An 18,422-nucleotide genomic window follows, 5' to 3' on the forward strand; every position below is an offset into this window, starting at 1 on the left:
TAATAAATAATTTTGTTATTCCCCTTTATTCTGGAGTCTCTTGTGCGCTATTTTTCAACTCTTTGGATTCGGTGGTAGTCAATTCTAGGAAAACATCTTCTAAGGAGGGTTTAATTCTCTTCATCTCATAAATACCTAACCCTTGATTAACAATTAATGAAGCAATTTCTTTGCCACTCTCATCATTATTATTTAACTCAATTTTGAGTAGGTGACGATTGTCTTTATCTGTGAGGATTTGAGTGTTAACGGACTTGACACCGTCAATATTTTGTAAGGAGGATAAAATTGTTTCTGTGTTGCCTTCTACTTCTATTTCATAGCCTGAGTTACTACTTAAACGCTCTAACAATTGATTGGGGGTATCCGTCGCAACGATATTTCCTTTATTAATGATGGTGACAAGATCGCAAGTCATGCTCACTTCTGGCAAAATATGAGTAGATAAAATAATCGTTCTCTCCCCTGCTAAACTTTTGATGAGGTTGCGCACTTCAATAATTTGGCGAGGATCTAAACCAACGGTGGGCTCGTCTAGTATAATGACAGGAGGCTCATGGACTATGGCTTGGGCTATGCCTACCCTCTGACGATAGCCTTTGGATAGTTTTCTAATTAAAATCTTGCTTTTATCTTCTAGTTGACAAGACTCCATTGCTTTTTTGACTTTGTCAGTGCGATCGCCCGATGAAACTCCTTTAATCTTAGCAACAAATGATAAAAAATCTTCCACACTCATATCAGGATAAAGGGGGGGAGTTTCTGGAAGATAACCAATATTTTCCCTCACTGCCATGGGATTTTCATGGACTTCATACCCCGCAATTTTGGCACTACCTTGGGTAGCGGGAATATAACCTGTTAAAATGCGCATGGTGGTAGTTTTTCCAGCCCCATTAGGTCCTAAAAAGCCCAAAATAGTTCCCTTTTCCACATTAAAGGAAACGTTATTAATAGCTTGGGTTGCCCCGTAGGTTTTGCTGAGATTTTCGACTTCTATCATTATTTTCGACTTCAATTAGATGCCTATATTGTTGGTTAGGTTGGAGAATGGGGAATCACCAATGGGGAAGAAATAATAGGACATTTACTCCGTTAATCAAGAATAAGCAAGAAAAGGTTAATATAACTTTGATTGTCCATTGTCAATTTACAAAAGTGAATCCATAAGTTCCATGACCATCATAGTATTATCAGATAATTCCTGCTGATTTTGTTGATCTATTTTTACTTGATGTTCTAGTAATCCTTTCATGGCAATGAGTTTCAGGCTATTTTCTGCATAGGCAGAGGCGATCGCACTGGCGGACTCCACATAACCAATCGCCCCCAAATCCATTAAAGCGGAGCGTCTTAACTGCAATTCTTTGCCCTGTAAAGCGTTTACTAACATATCTCCATAACTATTATCCCCCGTTAACTGATACATGGCTCTTTGGGCGGCATATTTTACCTTGGGGAAAGGATGATTTAAGAAGGGTTCAACCAAGGTTAGATCATTTTTGGCATCCAAAGCACCTAAAGCCTCTAATATGGCTTCATAGGGTTGATATAGATGAGGTTTATCGGGGACTGTATCTATGGCATATGCGCTTAATTTACCCTCAGACACTGCTTTTTTTAGGAGATTTTGTAAAGGTGCGATCGCCCTTTTATCCGCCAACATTTCCAAAGATTGGGCAGCGGATTCCCTGACATAATAATCCTCACATTCGAGGCACTTTATCAAAGGCATAACAGCAGTTTTATCCCCCAGTTTACCGAGGGCTTTAGCCGCATTACGACGGAGGGGAAAACCCCCATCGGGGGCAACATCCTTGGTATCTTCTAGGGCGTTAATGAGGGCTTCTAGGGCAAGTTCATCATTTACTCGAAACTTTCCCAACCACCAAGCCGCATAGTAACGGAGTCCTAAATCTTCTGTTTGGGTTAAATTGGCGACCGCACTTTCAACGGTTAAATCAGGGGCTTGTGTCATGAAAATTAAGCGTATGGGTGGTTTTAGAAAAGATTTCTGGCTTGAGCAGGGAATGGGGAATAGTGATAATATTGCGTTTCTGATCAATTATCCATTCTCAATTATCAATTGTCAATTAACCAAAGCATTTTCCCCCATCAAATTTTTAATAGCTTGTAGGAATTTTTGCTCAATATAGGGCTTAGTAAAATAAGCATCTGCCCCAAGATGGGTAGCTAACTTCTGGTGTTTCTCATTACTGCGAGAAGTAAGCATCGCCACAGGAATTTTAGTTAACTCAGGAAAACGGCGACGTTGCCCCAAAAACTCAAATCCATTCATATTAGGCATTTCAATATCACAGATTACTAAACTAATATTAGAGGTTTGTTGTAGTTGATCAAGCGCTTCCTTACCGTCTTTTGCCTGTAATACCCGATAACCAGATTTTTCGAGGGATAAGGCGAGGGTGCGTCTCATGGCAGCACTATCATCCACCACCAAAACAGAAGTAACTTTAAATACCCCAGCCGAAGGTTTACGGGCAGATTCTCCATTATTAGATAGGGGCGTATTCAAACTGCTACCGGGTTGGGTAGCTTGGAAATAGTTTTCTAAAAGAATGGCACTATTAACCACAGGAATTAAAGTACCATCCCCTAAAATCGTACAACCATAGGTATAGCTAGGGGCGCTTAAGGCACTACCAAAGGGCTTAATTACCAATTCTTGCTCACTTACCAAATGGTCAACTTCAATGGCGAATAACTCTTGCCCTTGACGAATGAGTAATAAAGGTTTGCCCCAATCTTTGGGGGTGGGTAACACTTCTAGGGCTTGGGTGATGTTACTTATATCGGGCATATGACAACGATAATGGAGTAAATTATCTAAGCCATAAATGGGAATGATACGATTTTCAAAATGGAGGAAACGTTTATTGCCAGAGGTTTTGATTTGTCCTGCATCTGGTACGACAATTTCTTCGATGTTATCCGAAGGTAGGGCATAAAATTGGGATTCGGCTGATAATACCAATAGTTTGTCGATGGTGAGGGTGAGGGGTAGTTTGAGGGTGAAAGTTGTTCCCTGATTGGGGTTAGAATCCACAGAAATAGATCCTTTTAAAGCCCTAAGTTGCGATCGCACTATATCCAAGCCAACCCCACGGCCAGAAATTTCCGTCACCGAGGCAGCGGTAGAAAAACCGGGTTGGAAAATCAAATCGAGTAAATTATCCTTAGAAGCCACCGTCAATTGCTCTGGGGTAAGAATACCACGCTCAACGGCCTTATTTCCTATTTTTTCAAGATTTAAACCACCCCCATCATCCTTCACTTCAATAATGGTTTGGTTACCCTGATGATAGGCTTTTACCTCAATGATACCTGTTTCTGATTTACCCTTCTGACGACGAATAGAAGGAGTTTCAATACCATGGTCAAAACCATTACGGATTAAGTGTACCAGAGGATCATATAATTTCTCCAAAGCTGCTTTATCTACTAAAACATTAGTACCGCTTAATTTTAGGTTAACTTTTTTACTGTATTTCACCGATAAATCCCGTAACACTCTGGGGAAACGGTTTAACACCTCCCCTAACGGTAACATCCTTGCCCACATCAACTCATCTCGCATCCGATTGAGCATTTGTCGTTGATTTTCCATGGTTTGCCCCGACTGGGCGGCATAAAGGGCAATATCATCCACCGACTCCTCTAGTTGAATCATCTGTTCAATCAACCCCTGTACCACATAGTAAAGGTTATCATAACGATCCATTTCCAAGGAATCAAAGGCAGAGGTTAAATCCACTCCTCCATCTTCGGAAATACTTAGGGGAAAAGAAGAGTTACCCTGAGACACGTTGAATTTTTCAGGGGAGGTAAGCATCTTATCGGATAATTCCCTGAGGGCGTTGGCGGTGGATTGGAAACGACTAAAACGTTCTAAAAGATCTTTTACGGAGGTTTGTAACTTATCATTTTGTAGAGACAAACCATTACGGTTAATGGATAACTCCCCGATAAGGTTATTCATTCTTTCAAGGCGCTCTAAATCTACCCTAACTGTCAGATTACTTTTTTGTTTAGGTGCGGAGGGGGTAACTTGAGGAGTTACCGTTTGTTTTTTCTGGGTAGGTTGAGATTTTTGGCGACGGGGTAGAAGATTAATTTCTCCTTCGTCTTTTAACCCCGGTAGTCTATCAAAGACGTTTTGTAAGGACTCTATTTGTTGTTCAATATTACCCCCCATAACAGAGTTTTCTTCGGGGGCTTTTTCCTCCTCTTCTACAGGAATAAAAGATTCTGGGGTAATGGTTTGTTGCGAGTCTTTTAACACCCCTGACACCCCGCCGATTAATTCTTCGATGGAGGGAATGGGGGAAGAGTCTTCGTTTTCTTGAGAGTTATCATTTTCGATGGTGGTGAAGGTAATTTTTTCCCCAAAAACATCCTCTAGGCTAGGAGATTCCTCTTCTTTATCTTCTTCCGCAGATATATCAATACTACTCAAGTCGGGGGTAGTAAATACATCTTCGAGGGAGGGGAGGGTGGTATTTTTATCTTCTTCTAGGGCCATGTCGGAGGCTTTGGATAGAAGGTTTATTTCTTCGGGGCTTATTTCGCTGGTGAAGATGTCTTCGAGGGAAGGAATTTCTGATTCTTCTTCATTTTCTTCGGTTTCATCCAAGGATTCTATCATGGCAAATTCATCTTGTTGGTTGCCAAAAACTTCATCAAGGGAAGGGGAGTTGGTATGGGTTTCTTTGTCTTCGAGGGCAAAGTTAATTAATTCATCGGCATCGGTAACTACATCGCTTAATACTTCTTCGATGTTGGATTGTTCGTTGTCTTCTTCAAGATAGAAAATTTCTTCTCCATGGTCGGTATCTTTTTCTATTTCTGGGGAGCTTACAGGGCTATTATGGGCTAAATCAATCAATTTTTGACTCGGAGAGCCTCCCGTGGTGCGATCGCCTGCTAGCACTAAATCCCGGGCTTTATCGGCATCTTCTATAACCGTTTCGATAATGGCTACCACTTGATTTGGGTTATTTTCGAGGGCGGTTAAACCTAAGTGGGCAATGGATGCAAAACCGCTAAGGTTCAACATTTCCCCAAACCCTGCAAATACCTCCAATGTAGCCCGTAATTCCCCTGCGAGGGGTTGGGATGTGGGGGTTGATAAAACTGCCTGTAACCGTTCTAATTCTTGGGCTACATCTATTTCAAACATGGATTCGACGATGTCCACCCCTAAATCTTCCGAGGAGGGAATAAAGTCATCGGGGCGATTAAGGGCATCCCCTAACCTATTTTCGAGGGCTTTCCATACCTCTTGGGCGTTGGCAAGGGCTACGGCGGGTTGATAGGTGCCGGTTTCTAGTTGCTCGGTTAAGGCTTCTTTGAGGCAGTCAAAACCACTGAGAAGGAGGGTTTCTAATTCGTCGTCAATGATGATGGTGTCATTATAAAATACCTTAATGATGTCTTCAAGACGGTGGGAAATGGTTTTTACGGCTTCTAAACCAACACTGGCAGCACCCCCTTTGATGGAGTGGGCGGCACGCATGATTTCGTGAATTTTCCCTGTGGTGCGCTCTTGTTTGAGGGTTAGTAAACCTTGCTCCATCATAGCGAGTAATTCTGGGGCTTCTTCGATGAAGAATCCATAACTAGGCTCATTAATGTCAATGGGGGCTTCTTGATATTCTTCTAGGGGGGTAGTTTCTTCTTGGTTTATTCCTGCCAAGGTGAGTAGGGCTTCGCTGGGGCTTCCTCCCGTTTCCCTATCCCCTGCCATGACTAATTCATGGGCTTGTTTTATGTTATCTAAAAATACAGGGGCGATCGCCCTTAATTCTTCTGGTTTTTGTTGTAGTATATCCCCTGTAATCTGACAAATTTCCACAAATCCGGGTAAATTCAACATCTCCCCAAACCCTGTAAATATTTCTGTTTGTAAGCTAAGGGTTTCTTGAAGGGTATTATCATCAGCATCCATGGCACTTTCTACGGCACTAATCCCTTGCGCCACATCCACCTCAAAAATAGAAGTGGCAATGTCAATACCCAAGTCACTGGAAGATGGTAAAAATTCCTCGGCCTTGGCTAACTCTTCTCCATATTTTTCCTCAAACTCCGCCCACATTTCATTGGCTAAATCGAGGTTAAATTTTTCATCAAAATCTTGATTTTCCAATCTTGCCATGAGGGGTTGTCGCAAAAGTTGATATATATCCCGCATATAGGCGGTTAATTGTTCATCAAGGTTAATATTTTCATTGAAGAGGGCTTTAAAACTTTTTTCTACCCGTAGGGCAATGTTACCAATATCGTCTAAACCTGCACTCCTTGCACCCCCTTTAAGGGAATGGGCAGCCCTTGCTATTTCGTTAATTTCGTTGATATTATCAGGTTCAAGGATTACTTTTTCAAATCCAGTATCGATAAGCCCAACCAATTCTGGCACTTCTTCCATAAAAAATTGATAGGATTGTTGTTGTAATTCCCTCTGTTGTGCTGATTCTTCATCATTTTCTTCGGCATACTGGGCAAAGGCATCTTCTAAACTATCAAATTCATCGGAGGTATTTTCTTGAGAAGATGGGCTTTCTTCTTCTGATGTGTCAAAATTTTCCATTAGTTGACCAAAATCTATGGTTTCTTCTTCAAAATTTCCAAAATCAATGATTTCCCCTTCTTCATTATTTTCTTCCTGTGCAAAGGATGCAAAATCGAGGGCTTCTTCTTCCTCATTTACTACTTCTTCCGCAAGATTGGCAAAATCAATAATTTCTTCTTCGGTGTCGTTTTCTTCTTCTAGGGATGCAAAATCAAGGGCTTCTTCCTCCTCATGGACTACTTCTTCTGCAAGACTAGCAAAATCTGGGGTTTCTTCTTCTATCAAGGAAGCGAAGTCAATTTCTTGTTCTTGATTTTCCACTTCCTCTGCTATCCCCCCAATTAAATCTACTTCATCTGGGATTAAACCATCTCCATTATCTTCACCCTTAGAAACGGATTCTTCTAAATTAGACTCTGGATTGTTAATATCTAGTTGTCCTGATAGTTTTTTCAATGCCACAGAAACATTTCCTCCATAGGTGCGATCGCCCTGTAACACTTTTTCCCGCGCATGGGTTACATCTTCTATGAGTAAATGGGTAATTTCTCGAATTTTTTCAGGATAATTGGCGATCGCCATAGCCGTAGCTTCTGCAATTTGACGAAATCCAGAAAGCTGAAACATTTCACTAAAATCAAGAAAAATCTCCGCTTGTAGTAAAACTTCTTCCGTGAGACTTTCTGGGGAAAGACTATCCACATTTTGTCTTAAGGATTCGATGGCTTCTTTTACATCTGACTCAAACATAGTGGCAACCATATCATCATCCAAGCCCTGTGGAGAAGGATTAGAAATTTCTAACTCCTCAAGATAAGGCCCTAATTTTTGCTCTAATTGTTGCCATACCCCATGGCTATCTTCTTGAATATCTTCAAAATCTCCCTTTTCTATCTGCTGATGGAGGGGTTTTGCTAAACAATCATAACCTTTTAAAAATAGTGTTTCTAAGTCTTGATCAATGGTCAAGTTTTGATGATATAAACTTCTGGTGTAGTGTTTTAATTTTTGAGCAACATCCCCAATGCCCTGAAAACCAGCCTCCGTTGCCCCCGTTTCCAGAGAGTTGATAGCCCTAATAATTTGATCGATTTGAGCTTCGTTATGATAGGTTTGCTCCAGATTATCTAAGCCTTCTTTTATCTCTTGTAATAATTGAGGAACTTCATCCATAAAAAATTGAGATGCTTGGTTAAGTAGATTCATGATTGTTACTGTTTTTGCACAACGGACGAGGAGATGTATTCGCTTTTAGCCCTACTGTTTAGTTTAACAATGATCCTCTTAATTTGAACATTTTGTTAAATACACCCCATACTCAATCGGAATAGGCAATGGAAAATGGGCTTAAGCCCGTTGCCAATAAACAATCAATAAAAGTACGATTTATAAATCGGATATAAAAAAGTCCCCCATCGAAGGGAGACTAAAAATTATGGTAGAGAAAAATTAATTATTCAAAACTAGGAGGCTCTTTTGGTAAACCCAACATTTCTGAGTTGCACTTACCGGGGGCTACCATGGGATAACAGTTTTCATTAGATGTTACCTGAACATCCATTAACACAGGGCCATCATGATCAAGCATCTGGGCGATCGCACCTTGTAACTCATCACGACTACTAACCACCATACCCTTCACCCCAAAAGCCTGAGCTAATAACTCAAAATTAGGCATGCCCGTGGACATATTAGAAGAAGAATAACGCTCTCCGTAGAAAGTCTCTTGCCACTGACGCACCATGCCTTGCCAACCGTTATTGATAATGACAATTTTCGCCTTAATATTGTATTGAGCCAAAGTCGCCAACTCTTGGAGATTCATCTGAAAACTAGCATCCCCACTAATACAAATCACTTCCTCCTCAGGTAACGCAACCTTTACTCCCATAGCCGCAGGAAGCCCATAGCCCATGGTACCCAAACCAGCACTAGAAATCCAACGGCGAGGACCAGTTTTTAGAAACTGAGCAGACCACATCTGATGTTGTCCTACATCCGTAGTATAGTAAGCCTTGGGAGCTTGACGATTAATTTCTACAATTACTTCTTGGGGAGACAAAGAGCCTTCTGGCTGAGGCACTTCCAAAGGATAATCTTTTTTCCAATCTTCGATTTGTGCCAACCAATCTTGGGTAATCGTTTGCTCAGGTAAACTTAATTCATCTAAACGATCTAAAATTTGAGTTAAAACTTGACGCACATCCCCCACAATAGGCACATCAGGACGGCGATTTTTGCCTACTTCCGCAGGATCAATATCAATATGAATAACCTTCGCCCGGGAAGCAAACTCATCTAATTTACCCGTTACCCGATCATCAAATCTAGCACCCACCGCAATCAACAAATCACAGCCCGTAACCGCAAAGTTAGCATAGGCCGTGCCGTGCATCCCCAACATACTCACCGAAAGAGGATCATGTTCATCAAAGGCCCCTAACCCCATCAAAGTTGTAGTCACAGGAATTTGGAAACGATGAGCCAAAGCCTTAACTTCTTCGTGGGCATTAGCCAAAATTGCTCCACCACCCACATATAACAAAGGTTTTTTCGCCTCAGCCATCAACTCAATAGCCGCATTAATCTGGCGAGGATTTCCCTTCACCGTAGGACGATAACTAGCTAACTTCACATCCCCCGGATTAACTGGCACATAATCACACTCCTCCAATCCTACATCCTTGGGAATATCCACCAACACAGGACCAGGGCGCCCCGTACTAGCAATGTGGAAAGCCTCAGCGATAATCCACGCAATATCACGGGCATGACGAGCTACATAGGAATGTTTAACGATGGGTAAAGTGATGCCAAAAATATCAGTTTCTTGGAAAGCATCAGAACCAATAGCCGCACGGGGTACTTGACCTGTAATAATGACCATGGGAATAGAGTCCATGTGGGCCGTAGCGATGCCCGTTACAAGGTTCGTTGCCCCAGGCCCTGAAGTACCAAAACATACCCCCACTTTTCCTGTGGCCCTTGCATAACCATCGGCAGCGTGGGATGCCCCTTGTTCGTGGCGCACGAGGATATGTTTTAATTCTCCTCTGGCTTCAAAGCGATATAATTCATCATAGATAGGTAAAATAGCTCCCCCCGGATAACCGAAAATATGTTCCACACCATGACGGCAAAGGCTATCCATGAGTGCGAAAGCTCCAGTTTGTTTTACTGAAGCTACATCGGGGGACAGTTTTACAGGGGAAAAGTTAGAAGCTACCATATAAGTTTTTTTATTTCATCGGCAATGATCTCTATCCTTTCTATTGTAAAGCCCCTGTGGGTATCTTGTAATTAGTTTTTGTTTATTTGTTACATTTTACAGACATTTTTCCATCCAATCACTGATAATCTGACTAACCTGTTCGGGGGCTTCGTCATGGGGACAATGTCCTGCATTGAGGTAGTGTTCCGTTAGACTTGGGCAAAATTCTTTAAATTTAGCTCCCCTTTCCTTGGTTCTCATCCAGGGGTCTGCTTCTCCCCAAATGGTCATCAGAGGGCATTCTAGTTGCTCTAGGAGTTGATCAATTTTGTCTCCTTCGGGATTTTTGAACACCGATGCAAATACTTGCAATGCACCCTCATCACAGGAGGGACGATAAATATCTTCGATTAGTTGATCGTTGATGGCGGTATTATCTAAATAAACTTTTTCGAGGGTTTTGCGAATATTTTTTTTATTTCTGAGACGTTGAAACAGGATATATGTCACCCATGATTGACGCAACACTAGCCCTGTTATTTTTTGAGCGATGGTAGGGTTTTTTTTCTTGGTATCGGAAAATGGGCCAGCACTGTTGATTAGGATTAATCCTGCAACATTATCCAGATACTCGGCAGCGGTGCAAAGGGAGGCATAACCACCGAGGGAGTTTCCTGCTAGGATGGTGGGTTTTCCTATTTTTTCTTGGATGAAGTCGTTTAACTGTTGTCGCCAAAGGATACCGTTATATTCCCATGGGGGTTTTCCTGAGCGTCCAAAACCCATGAGATCGATCGCCCATACTTGGTAGTTTTCTTTTAGTATATGGATATTTTTACGCCAATGATCGGTGGATGCTCCAAAACCATGGACTAATAATAGGGGAGGTTTAGTCGGGTTTTCTACCCCTGCTTTGACATAATAAACCTGCTCTCCTCGCCACTGCCAATATTCCCCGGGCAATGAGGGTACATCATGGATTGATTTGCTTAAAACTTCCATTTTTTATATTTAGTTTTGTTAAGTTATATTAATAATTATAAAGGAAGGGTCAGGGGATCGTAATTGTAAATCCAAGCGGTTTTTTGATTGAGTAATTCTCCATGGACGGAGGATATTAGTTTTAAGCCCGTATCTCTTACCATGGCTTTAATGCCCGTAGCGTGGAAAATATCGGCGTTGTTGCGGGAGGTTTGTTGCACTTGGGCGGTGCGTTGTAGCCTTAAGTTTTGATACTTCTTAAATGCTTGTTCGATGGTGGTTTCTTGGTCAATACATCGGGCTAAAATGTAGGCATCTTCGATGGCCATGGCTGCCCCCTGGGCTTGGAAGGGTAACAGAGGGTGGGCGGAGTCTCCTAAAAGGGTAATTTTGCCCTGAGTCCAAAAAGGAAGGGGTTTATGGTCAAATAGTCCCCATTTGAAACAAGGTTCGGGGTTGGATACCAAGTCTTTTAAAATGGTGTTGAGGAGGGAGGATTGATTTTGGAAGTTTTCGGCAATTTCTTGTTTATCAGCGAGAATTGTCCACCCTTGCTCATGCCATTGGGCATCTTTGACTACTAAAACCAGATTTAACCATGGTTGAGTTTTATTCTGATTACCGTTGGGGTAGGCGACTACGTGATGATTTTCCCCCATCCACACGGTAGCTTTATCTATTAAGGAATTATATTCTGGTGTGAAGGGTAATATGGCTCGATAGGCTGCATATCCTGCATATTGGGGTTTCTCTGTGGGGAAAAGGCTTTGTCTAATGGGCGATCGCACTCCATCGGCTCCCACAAGGGCATGGGTAGTAATGGAATTTTTATTTTCAAAGTTTAGAACAATCTGCTCTCCTTCTACTTCATAGGATTGTAATTTCTGGGCGAAACTGATTTTATCTTTATTTTTGAGGGAATTGTATAATAACTGATGTAAGTCTGCACGGCGACATTGATAGTAGGGAGTGTCACTTTTTAGCTTCCACTGGGCTAAGGTATCATTACTTTTAAATGATTTTAATTCAAAACCCAAACAACGATGGGATATAGCTTCTAATTCTTCACCAATGCCTAAATCTTGTAATACCCTCACCACATTCGGGCTTAATTGCAAACCATAACCCAAAGCCTCAAAGGAATTTGCCTGTTCGTGTAGATGAAAGTCGATTCCTTTTTTTTCTAAAGCGAGGGCAAGGGTTAAACCTCCGATTCCAGCACCAATGATGGCTATTTTTTTTGAGTAAGTAGGCATAATTAAATTGATGTAGGTAAGGAATAACAAGGGGCTTTAGCCCCTTGCCGTCTTTGTTTTATTTCGTTTTTCTAGTCTTCAAACCCTTTGTCTAGGGTATCCCCTGTGAAAAGGAAAGGGGAGGAAAAGAGAATTTTATCTAAGCGTTGACGGTTTCGGAAGTAGTACCAGCTTGGGCGGTGGTGGCAGTTTGAGCTTTTGTGGCTTTGAACATCCCAAAACGACATAAACCAGCACCAAAACCGACGCGCATTAGTAACATGGTAGGTACTTCGCGCAAGGATTTAATAAAACCAGAAACACCAAAACGGATGATACCTTCAGGTCTTACAATCCCCTGCCAGATGGACTCTAACCAAGAGGGTAGGGTTTCCTGTGTCCAATCAGCGTTAACTACTTCCCCTTCTACCATGCCTGTTTCGGCGATTTGCTCGGAAAAGCCTTCAATGCTGGAGAAGGAAGGATGGGACCATTGATCTAATAATTGACGCATTACTACTTTTTCCCATCCGTTGAGGGGGATTTGGCGATCGTCTCTTTGGTTCCAGTCGGCTACTACTAATGTACCCCCTGGCTTAAGCACCCGCATCATTTCTTGGGCATATTTTGCTTTATCGGGCATGTGGGGGCCTGCTTCGATGGACCATACTACGTCAAAGCTATTGTCAGGAAAGGATAAGTTAAGGGCATTATCTACCTGAAATTTGGCACTCACGCCTTCGGGGGTTAATTCGGTGGCGCGTTGTACCTGTTTGGGGCTGATGGTGATACCTGTGGCATCAAAACCATAACTCTTGGCTAAAATACGGGTGCTACCACCAATACCGCAACCTACGTCTAAAACTTTGGTGCCTTCGGGTAGTTTGTCTAAACCGCCCCATTTCACCATTTCATGGACAAAGTCGGCTTTGGCTTCTAGGAAGTCTTTTTTTCTTGGTGGTGAGCCATAATGTCCTAGGTGGATATGTTCTCCCCAATAAAATTCTAGGATACCGTCATCGGTCCATTCATCATAGGAGTTGGCTACGGTGTCGGGGGATTCAAAACTGCGGGGGGTTACTAAATAAATAACGATTCCTACTACTGTTAGCAGGGCGATCGCACCTAAAATGTAATATAGAGACATTAATATAAACCTTTTTACCTTAATATTTGTTTACAATTGTCTTATAATATCATTTTTTGTAAGAATTCAGCAGTTTACTACTACCCACTGATGATGAAGCTAACAGCACAAGAAGTTAAACAAAAGGCGAAGGAAATTGGTTTCCATGAAGTGGGCATTGCTTCGGTGGAGGAAATCGGGGATTATCATCAACGAGCAGTTAACAATTTACAAAAATGGTTAGATAAGGGTTATCAGGCAGACATGAAGTGGATGGGTAACCCCAAAAGGCAGAATATAAATGAGTGTATGGAGGGGGTGCAATCGGTTATTTCTGTGGCTTTAAATTATTATACTCCCCATGAGCGTTCGGGGAATCCAGAGGATGCTAAAATTTCCCGTTATGGTTGGGGTAGGGATTATCATCGCATTATTCAAAAGAGGTTAAAAGTTTTTGCTCAATGGTTTAATGATATGGGCATTGAGGCGAGATATTATGTGGATACGGGCCCGATTCAGGATAAGGTATGGGCGCAAAAAGCTGGTATTGGTTGGATTGCCAAAAATGGTAATGTGATTACCCGAAATTATGGAAGTTGGGTTTTTTTGGGGGAAATTTTGGTTAATATTCCTTTGGATGTGGATAAACCCCACACTAATCATTGTGGTACTTGTACCCGTTGTATTTCTGCTTGTCCCACCGACGCCATTACCGAGCCTTTTGTGGTGGATGCGAATCGGTGCATAGCTTATCATACCATCGAAAATCGTGCGGAAAGTTTGCCCAGTGCGATCGCCCCTAACCTAAATAATTGGGTAGCAGGGTGTGATATATGCCAAGATGTGTGTCCATGGAATCAAAGATTTGCTCAACCCACCGACATCGAAGACTTTAATCCTTACCCCGAAAACCTTAACCCAAAACTAACCGAGTTAGCCCAACTATCGGACGAAGAATGGGATAAAAGATTTACCGCCTCCGCCCTCAGAAGGATAAAACCTGCCATGTGGCGCCGTAATGCCCAAGCACAAATTAATAACCTAATACCTAACACCTAAACCCTACCACCTAAAAAATTAAAGAGTCAAAGAATGGGTTTCAGACTCAATCAACTGGGCTAAATCCTTGAGGAAAGAAGCCGCATCCGCTCCATAAATATTACGATGATCACAGGTAATATTAACAGTCATCTGATTTTTAACCCCAAAGAAACCCTGTCCATCGGATACCACCGTAGGACGAGCGCCCCCTACCGCAAGGATAGAACCTTGTCCGGGAGGCAAAATAGCGTCAAAGCTACTGACACCAAACATTCCAAGGTTAGAAATGGTAAAAGTACCCGTGCTATACTCATCGGGTTGTAGTTGTTTTGCTCTGGCTCTTGCTACGAGGTCTTTCCAGCTACGGGCAAGGGAATAAATATCTACTTGGTCAGCATTTTTTAACACGGGGGTAATCAAACCGCCATCGGGCATGGCAACGGCGATCGCAATGTTGATTCCTTCATTGTATTTGATACCAGCATCGGTGTAACTAGAATTAACGATGGGGTGTTTTTGTAAAGTGACAGCCACCGCCTTAGCGAGTAAAGCAGTCATGGTGACACCCTTGGGCTTGATTTGACGGTAAAGGGCATCGAGGGCATCGGTGGTAATGTCGTAACTCACATGGAAGGTAGGCACTTGTAAACTCGCCATCATGTTTCTGACTACCGCCTGTTGTAGAGTATTGAGGGGAACAGTTTCCCCAGCATGGTGGTTTACAGGAGCAGGAGCAGGGGCGATCGCCTGAGCAACGGGGGGAGTGGTAACCGCAGAAACAGGGGTAACAGTGGGAACGGTAGGAGCTTTTCCTGCAACTTTTTCCACATCCTCGGCGGTGATGCGTCCATTTAAACCAGTACCAGTAAGGGTGGTCAAATCAACTTTTAATTCTTTGGCTAATTTTTTGGCACGGGGAGAAGCGATTAACCTACCACTAGGCACATTAATGGGGGTGGTAGCCACAGGCTCAGGGGTAGGAGTTTCTACTTTTTTCTCCACTTTAGGAGCCGATGCACCATTGGATGCACTAGCCGCACTGGTCGCTTTTTTCTTGGCTTCTTCGATTTCTGCTTCAGTTTCGGCAATGTATGCAATGGCAGCACCCACGGGGGCTTCTTCTCCAGCATCCACTAAAATAGTGGCTAAATAACCAGAATAAAAAGATTCTACATCCATATCCGCCTTGTCTGATTCGACTACAACGACGGTTTCTCCTTTCTCAACCTTATCTCCCGGTGCTTTTTCCCATGAAACTATTTTTCCTTCAGTCATAGTAGAGCTGAGGGCGGGCATAAATATATCGTGAATCATTTAGTTTACAATTTATCTTATTTAGTTCTCAAACTCTTTATTATATAGGAATTTGACTACCACAAAACCCCACAGGTTACAATAAAAGTTGTGTTTATTTTGAGTGTTATTAAAAAATGAGTTTAAAAGATAAAATTGGCGAAGATATTAAAACAGCCATGAGGGCAAAGGATAAGATTCGCCTAGAAACCGTTAGAAGCATTAAAAAAGTATTATTAGAGAAAGAAGTGGAGTTGAGAGGTAAGGGCAAAGATAGTCTTAGCCCTGATGATGAGGTGCAAATTTTAGTACAACAGGCAAAGCAAAGACGGGATTCCATCGAGCAATATATCGGTGCAAATCGTCCTGATTTAGCTGAAAAAGAACAAGCAGAGTTAGCAATCATAGAGACTTATTTACCTGAACAAATTTCCGATGAGGAGTTAGGGGAGATTGTGGATCAAATTATTGCGACGGTAGGGGCTTCTAGTGCCAAGGATATGGGTAAAGTGATGGGTGTAGCGATGAAGGATTTGAAGGGTAAGGCTGATGGGAAAAAAATTCAGGAGTTAGTTAAAGCTAAATTGGCAGGATAGTATTTATTTTTATTAAATATATTCATTCCCCCCTTATTAAGGCAGGGGTGATTCAAAGTAGGTATCAAAATTGATTTCCCCTCACCCCCAACCCCTCTCCCAAAAGGCGAGGGGAGAATGAATCACCCCTGGTCAATGCGAGGGATTTAATGATATATCTAAAAAAACCAACCGTAAGAATGTAATCCTTTACCTAAAATATTTACTCCGAGGTAGCAAATCCACACTACAAAAAAGCCACCAGCGGCCAAAATAGCGGGTTTTCTACCTTGCCAACCTTTGGTAATGCGGGCGTGAAGATAGGCGGCAAATACAAGCCAAGTAATTAATGCCCATGTTTCTTTGGGATCCCAACTCCAGTAAGATCCCCATGCTTCGTTTGCCCACACACCACCTGATATAATGCCGATGGTGAGGAGGGGAAATCCTAAACCAATAATGCGATAACTAATATTATCGAGGGTATCTATTAGGCTCAAACGTTCGGGGGAAAGGGTAATTGCCGTTTCTACGGGTTTTGTTAATACTGCTGTACCACCTTGATTCTGGGTTAAGTCGGGTTGTACTGACTCGGTATTATATTTTAGGTTAAATTTCTTGACGTTACGATAAGCGCCTGTGCCAACGGAACTTCCCCTTAATTGGATTTCTTTTCCTCGGGTAAAAATCAAAAAGGCGATCGCAATGAGAGAGCCTACCATCAGGGCAGAGTAACTAAACATCATTACGCTAACGTGCATCATCAACCAATTAGATTTGAGAGCAGGTACTAAGGGTTCACTATGTTGCATCTCTGCAGGGAGAGAAAGGGCAGCAAAGGCGGTAATGCCCATGGCGACAGGAGCGGTGAAAACCCCTACCAAGCGACTATCACTCATATTCTCGGCGATGAGATGAACCACGGTAATGCCCCACGTGAGGAAAAATAAAGACTCGTAAAGGTTACTAAGGGGGAAATAACCTCCCTCAATCCACCTTGCACCCAATAAAGTGGCGATCGCCAAGTTAGCGATAATCATACCCGTGGTACCTAATTTGGGCAACCAAGTAAAAGAAGGAAAAGCTGTACCGATCCAATATAAAAGCATTGTGATGAACAATACAGCAAAAGAAACATTATCTAAGGTACTTTGTAAAGCAACTAAATCCATAGGTTAAATTTATTTAAATTAAAATAAAGTCATAAACAAAAAATTTATCTATCTCTATTCTAAACCCCCATCGACCCTAGATAAAAAGACCAACCGTCATTTGACGACCTTATTTAAAAAACGTAACCATCCTCCCCATCTTGGGCATAGGTTTTCGTTAACAACTCGTTGATACTCACATTAAACACCGCCTCGCCATTAAAAACAGTACCCACCTGATGGGTATTGAAATGAATTAACCCCACATCATAGGCAGAATCAGGTAAAGGCAGATAACCTACTTCCCTGACAATCCTAGAAGCAGATTCCAGATAATATTCTACAAAAGTTTTTAGAGCGGGATTATCTTGGGCGCTCTTGGCATTAACGTAGATAAATAGAGGACGAGTAAGAGGGCGATAGGTATTATTGATAATAGTTTCATCGGAAGGAAAAACAGCCCCCTCTCCACTATCGATGGCTAAAGCCTTTAACTTATCCTGATTTTGTTCGTAATAAGCATAGCCAAAATAACCAAGGGCATTACCATCCTGTGCCACCCCATTGACTAAGGCATCATCATCTTCACTAAATACATAATCATTACGACTAGCTTTGGTTTCCCCCATGATAGCCCCTGTAAAATACTCAAAAGTACCAGAATCTCGCCCAGGACCAAATAAATTTAGTGTATTCTCTGGCCAACTCGAATTAACTTGATTCCAGCGAACAACTTGATTTTCAGCCCTAGGCTGCCACATGGTTTTTAACTCCTCTACTGTAATTGATTCCAGCCAATTGTTGTTAGGATTTACTACCACTGTGAGGGCATCAAAAGCAACAGGTAATTCAATGTAAGCAACTCCATTTTTTTTACATTCTTCCATGGCTTGTTTGGGAATGGGCACAGAAGCGTTATTTATATCCGTTTCTCCATTACAAAACTTACGAAACCCCCCCACAGATCCAGAAAAACCGACATTTACACTGATTTCGCTTTCATTTTCTGCATTAAAATTTCTGGTAATCAAATCAGTTATGGGAAATACCGTACTAGAACCATCAATGGATATTGATTGACTTTCTTGGGCAACGGAGTTTCCACAAGCCTGAGCTGAAATTCCCAACCCTATACATAACAAAATAGTTTGAATTAATTTACGATTGTCTTGCATCTTCATACAATTAGCCTTCTGAGAAAAGGAATAGAGACATATTAC

12 protein-coding genes are annotated in these 18,422 nt (G+C 42.0%); 2 read left to right on the forward strand and 10 right to left on the reverse strand.

Annotation, left to right across the window (positions count from 1 at the left end):
• Positions 1-25: 25 nt before the first annotated feature.
• The 7 genes from ACXITR_RS05570 to ACXITR_RS05600 form a co-directional block, all read right to left on the reverse strand.
• Positions 26-1,003: an ATP-binding cassette domain-containing protein gene (locus ACXITR_RS05570; RefSeq protein ID WP_457996240.1), complete on the reverse strand. Its 978-nt coding sequence runs from the start codon at positions 1,001-1,003 to the stop codon at positions 26-28.
• Between the two features lie 147 nt (positions 1,004-1,150).
• Positions 1,151-1,978, reverse strand: a complete 828-nt coding sequence (locus ACXITR_RS05575) for a HEAT repeat domain-containing protein (protein WP_457996241.1) — start codon at positions 1,976-1,978, stop codon at positions 1,151-1,153.
• 111 nt (positions 1,979-2,089) lie between these two features.
• Entirely contained in the window at positions 2,090-6,445 is a 4,356-nt protein-coding gene (locus ACXITR_RS05580) for an Hpt domain-containing protein (RefSeq protein WP_457996264.1), read from the reverse strand.
• Positions 6,446-8,042: 1,597 nt separating this feature from the next.
• Complete coding sequence (ilvB, locus tag ACXITR_RS05585) at positions 8,043-9,740, reverse strand: biosynthetic-type acetolactate synthase large subunit (RefSeq protein WP_457996265.1); 1,698 nt, start codon at positions 9,738-9,740, stop codon at positions 8,043-8,045.
• 174 nt (positions 9,741-9,914) lie between these two features.
• A complete protein-coding gene (locus ACXITR_RS05590; protein ID WP_446683430.1) occupies positions 9,915-10,802 on the reverse strand; it encodes an alpha/beta fold hydrolase in 888 nt (295 codons plus the stop codon).
• A 35-nt stretch (positions 10,803-10,837) separates the two neighbouring features.
• Positions 10,838-12,037 (reverse strand): FAD-dependent monooxygenase, encoded by a 1,200-nt coding sequence (locus tag ACXITR_RS05595; protein ID WP_457996242.1) that lies wholly within the window; start codon positions 12,035-12,037, stop codon positions 10,838-10,840.
• A gap of 139 nt (positions 12,038-12,176) precedes the next feature.
• A complete protein-coding gene (locus ACXITR_RS05600; RefSeq protein WP_457996243.1) occupies positions 12,177-13,163 on the reverse strand; it encodes a methyltransferase domain-containing protein in 987 nt (328 codons plus the stop codon).
• A gap of 93 nt (positions 13,164-13,256) precedes the next feature.
• Here ACXITR_RS05600 and queG point away from each other — a divergent pair, with 93 nt between their 5' ends.
• Positions 13,257-14,201: a tRNA epoxyqueuosine(34) reductase QueG gene (gene queG, locus ACXITR_RS05605; RefSeq protein WP_457996244.1), complete on the forward strand. Its 945-nt coding sequence runs from the start codon at positions 13,257-13,259 to the stop codon at positions 14,199-14,201.
• A gap of 18 nt (positions 14,202-14,219) precedes the next feature.
• Here queG and ACXITR_RS05610 read toward each other — a convergent pair whose 3' ends face one another.
• Complete coding sequence (locus tag ACXITR_RS05610; protein ID WP_457996245.1) at positions 14,220-15,497, reverse strand: dihydrolipoamide acetyltransferase family protein; 1,278 nt, start codon at positions 15,495-15,497, stop codon at positions 14,220-14,222.
• A gap of 116 nt (positions 15,498-15,613) precedes the next feature.
• Between ACXITR_RS05610 and ACXITR_RS05615 the strand changes: the two genes are divergently transcribed.
• Positions 15,614-16,072: a GatB/YqeY domain-containing protein gene (locus tag ACXITR_RS05615; protein WP_457996246.1), complete on the forward strand. Its 459-nt coding sequence runs from the start codon at positions 15,614-15,616 to the stop codon at positions 16,070-16,072.
• A 158-nt stretch (positions 16,073-16,230) separates the two neighbouring features.
• Here the strand turns inward: ACXITR_RS05615 and ccsB are convergent, their stop codons facing one another.
• Together ccsB and ACXITR_RS05625 are read right to left on the reverse strand one after the other, a co-directional pair.
• A complete protein-coding gene (gene ccsB, locus ACXITR_RS05620; RefSeq protein WP_457996247.1) occupies positions 16,231-17,223 on the reverse strand; it encodes a c-type cytochrome biogenesis protein CcsB in 993 nt (330 codons plus the stop codon).
• Positions 17,224-17,336: 113 nt separating this feature from the next.
• Positions 17,337-18,377 (reverse strand): PstS family phosphate ABC transporter substrate-binding protein, encoded by a 1,041-nt coding sequence (locus ACXITR_RS05625; RefSeq protein ID WP_457996248.1) that lies wholly within the window; start codon positions 18,375-18,377, stop codon positions 17,337-17,339.
• Between the last annotated feature and the right edge of the window lie 45 nt (positions 18,378-18,422).

The organism is Cyanobacterium sp., assembly GCF_054166785.1.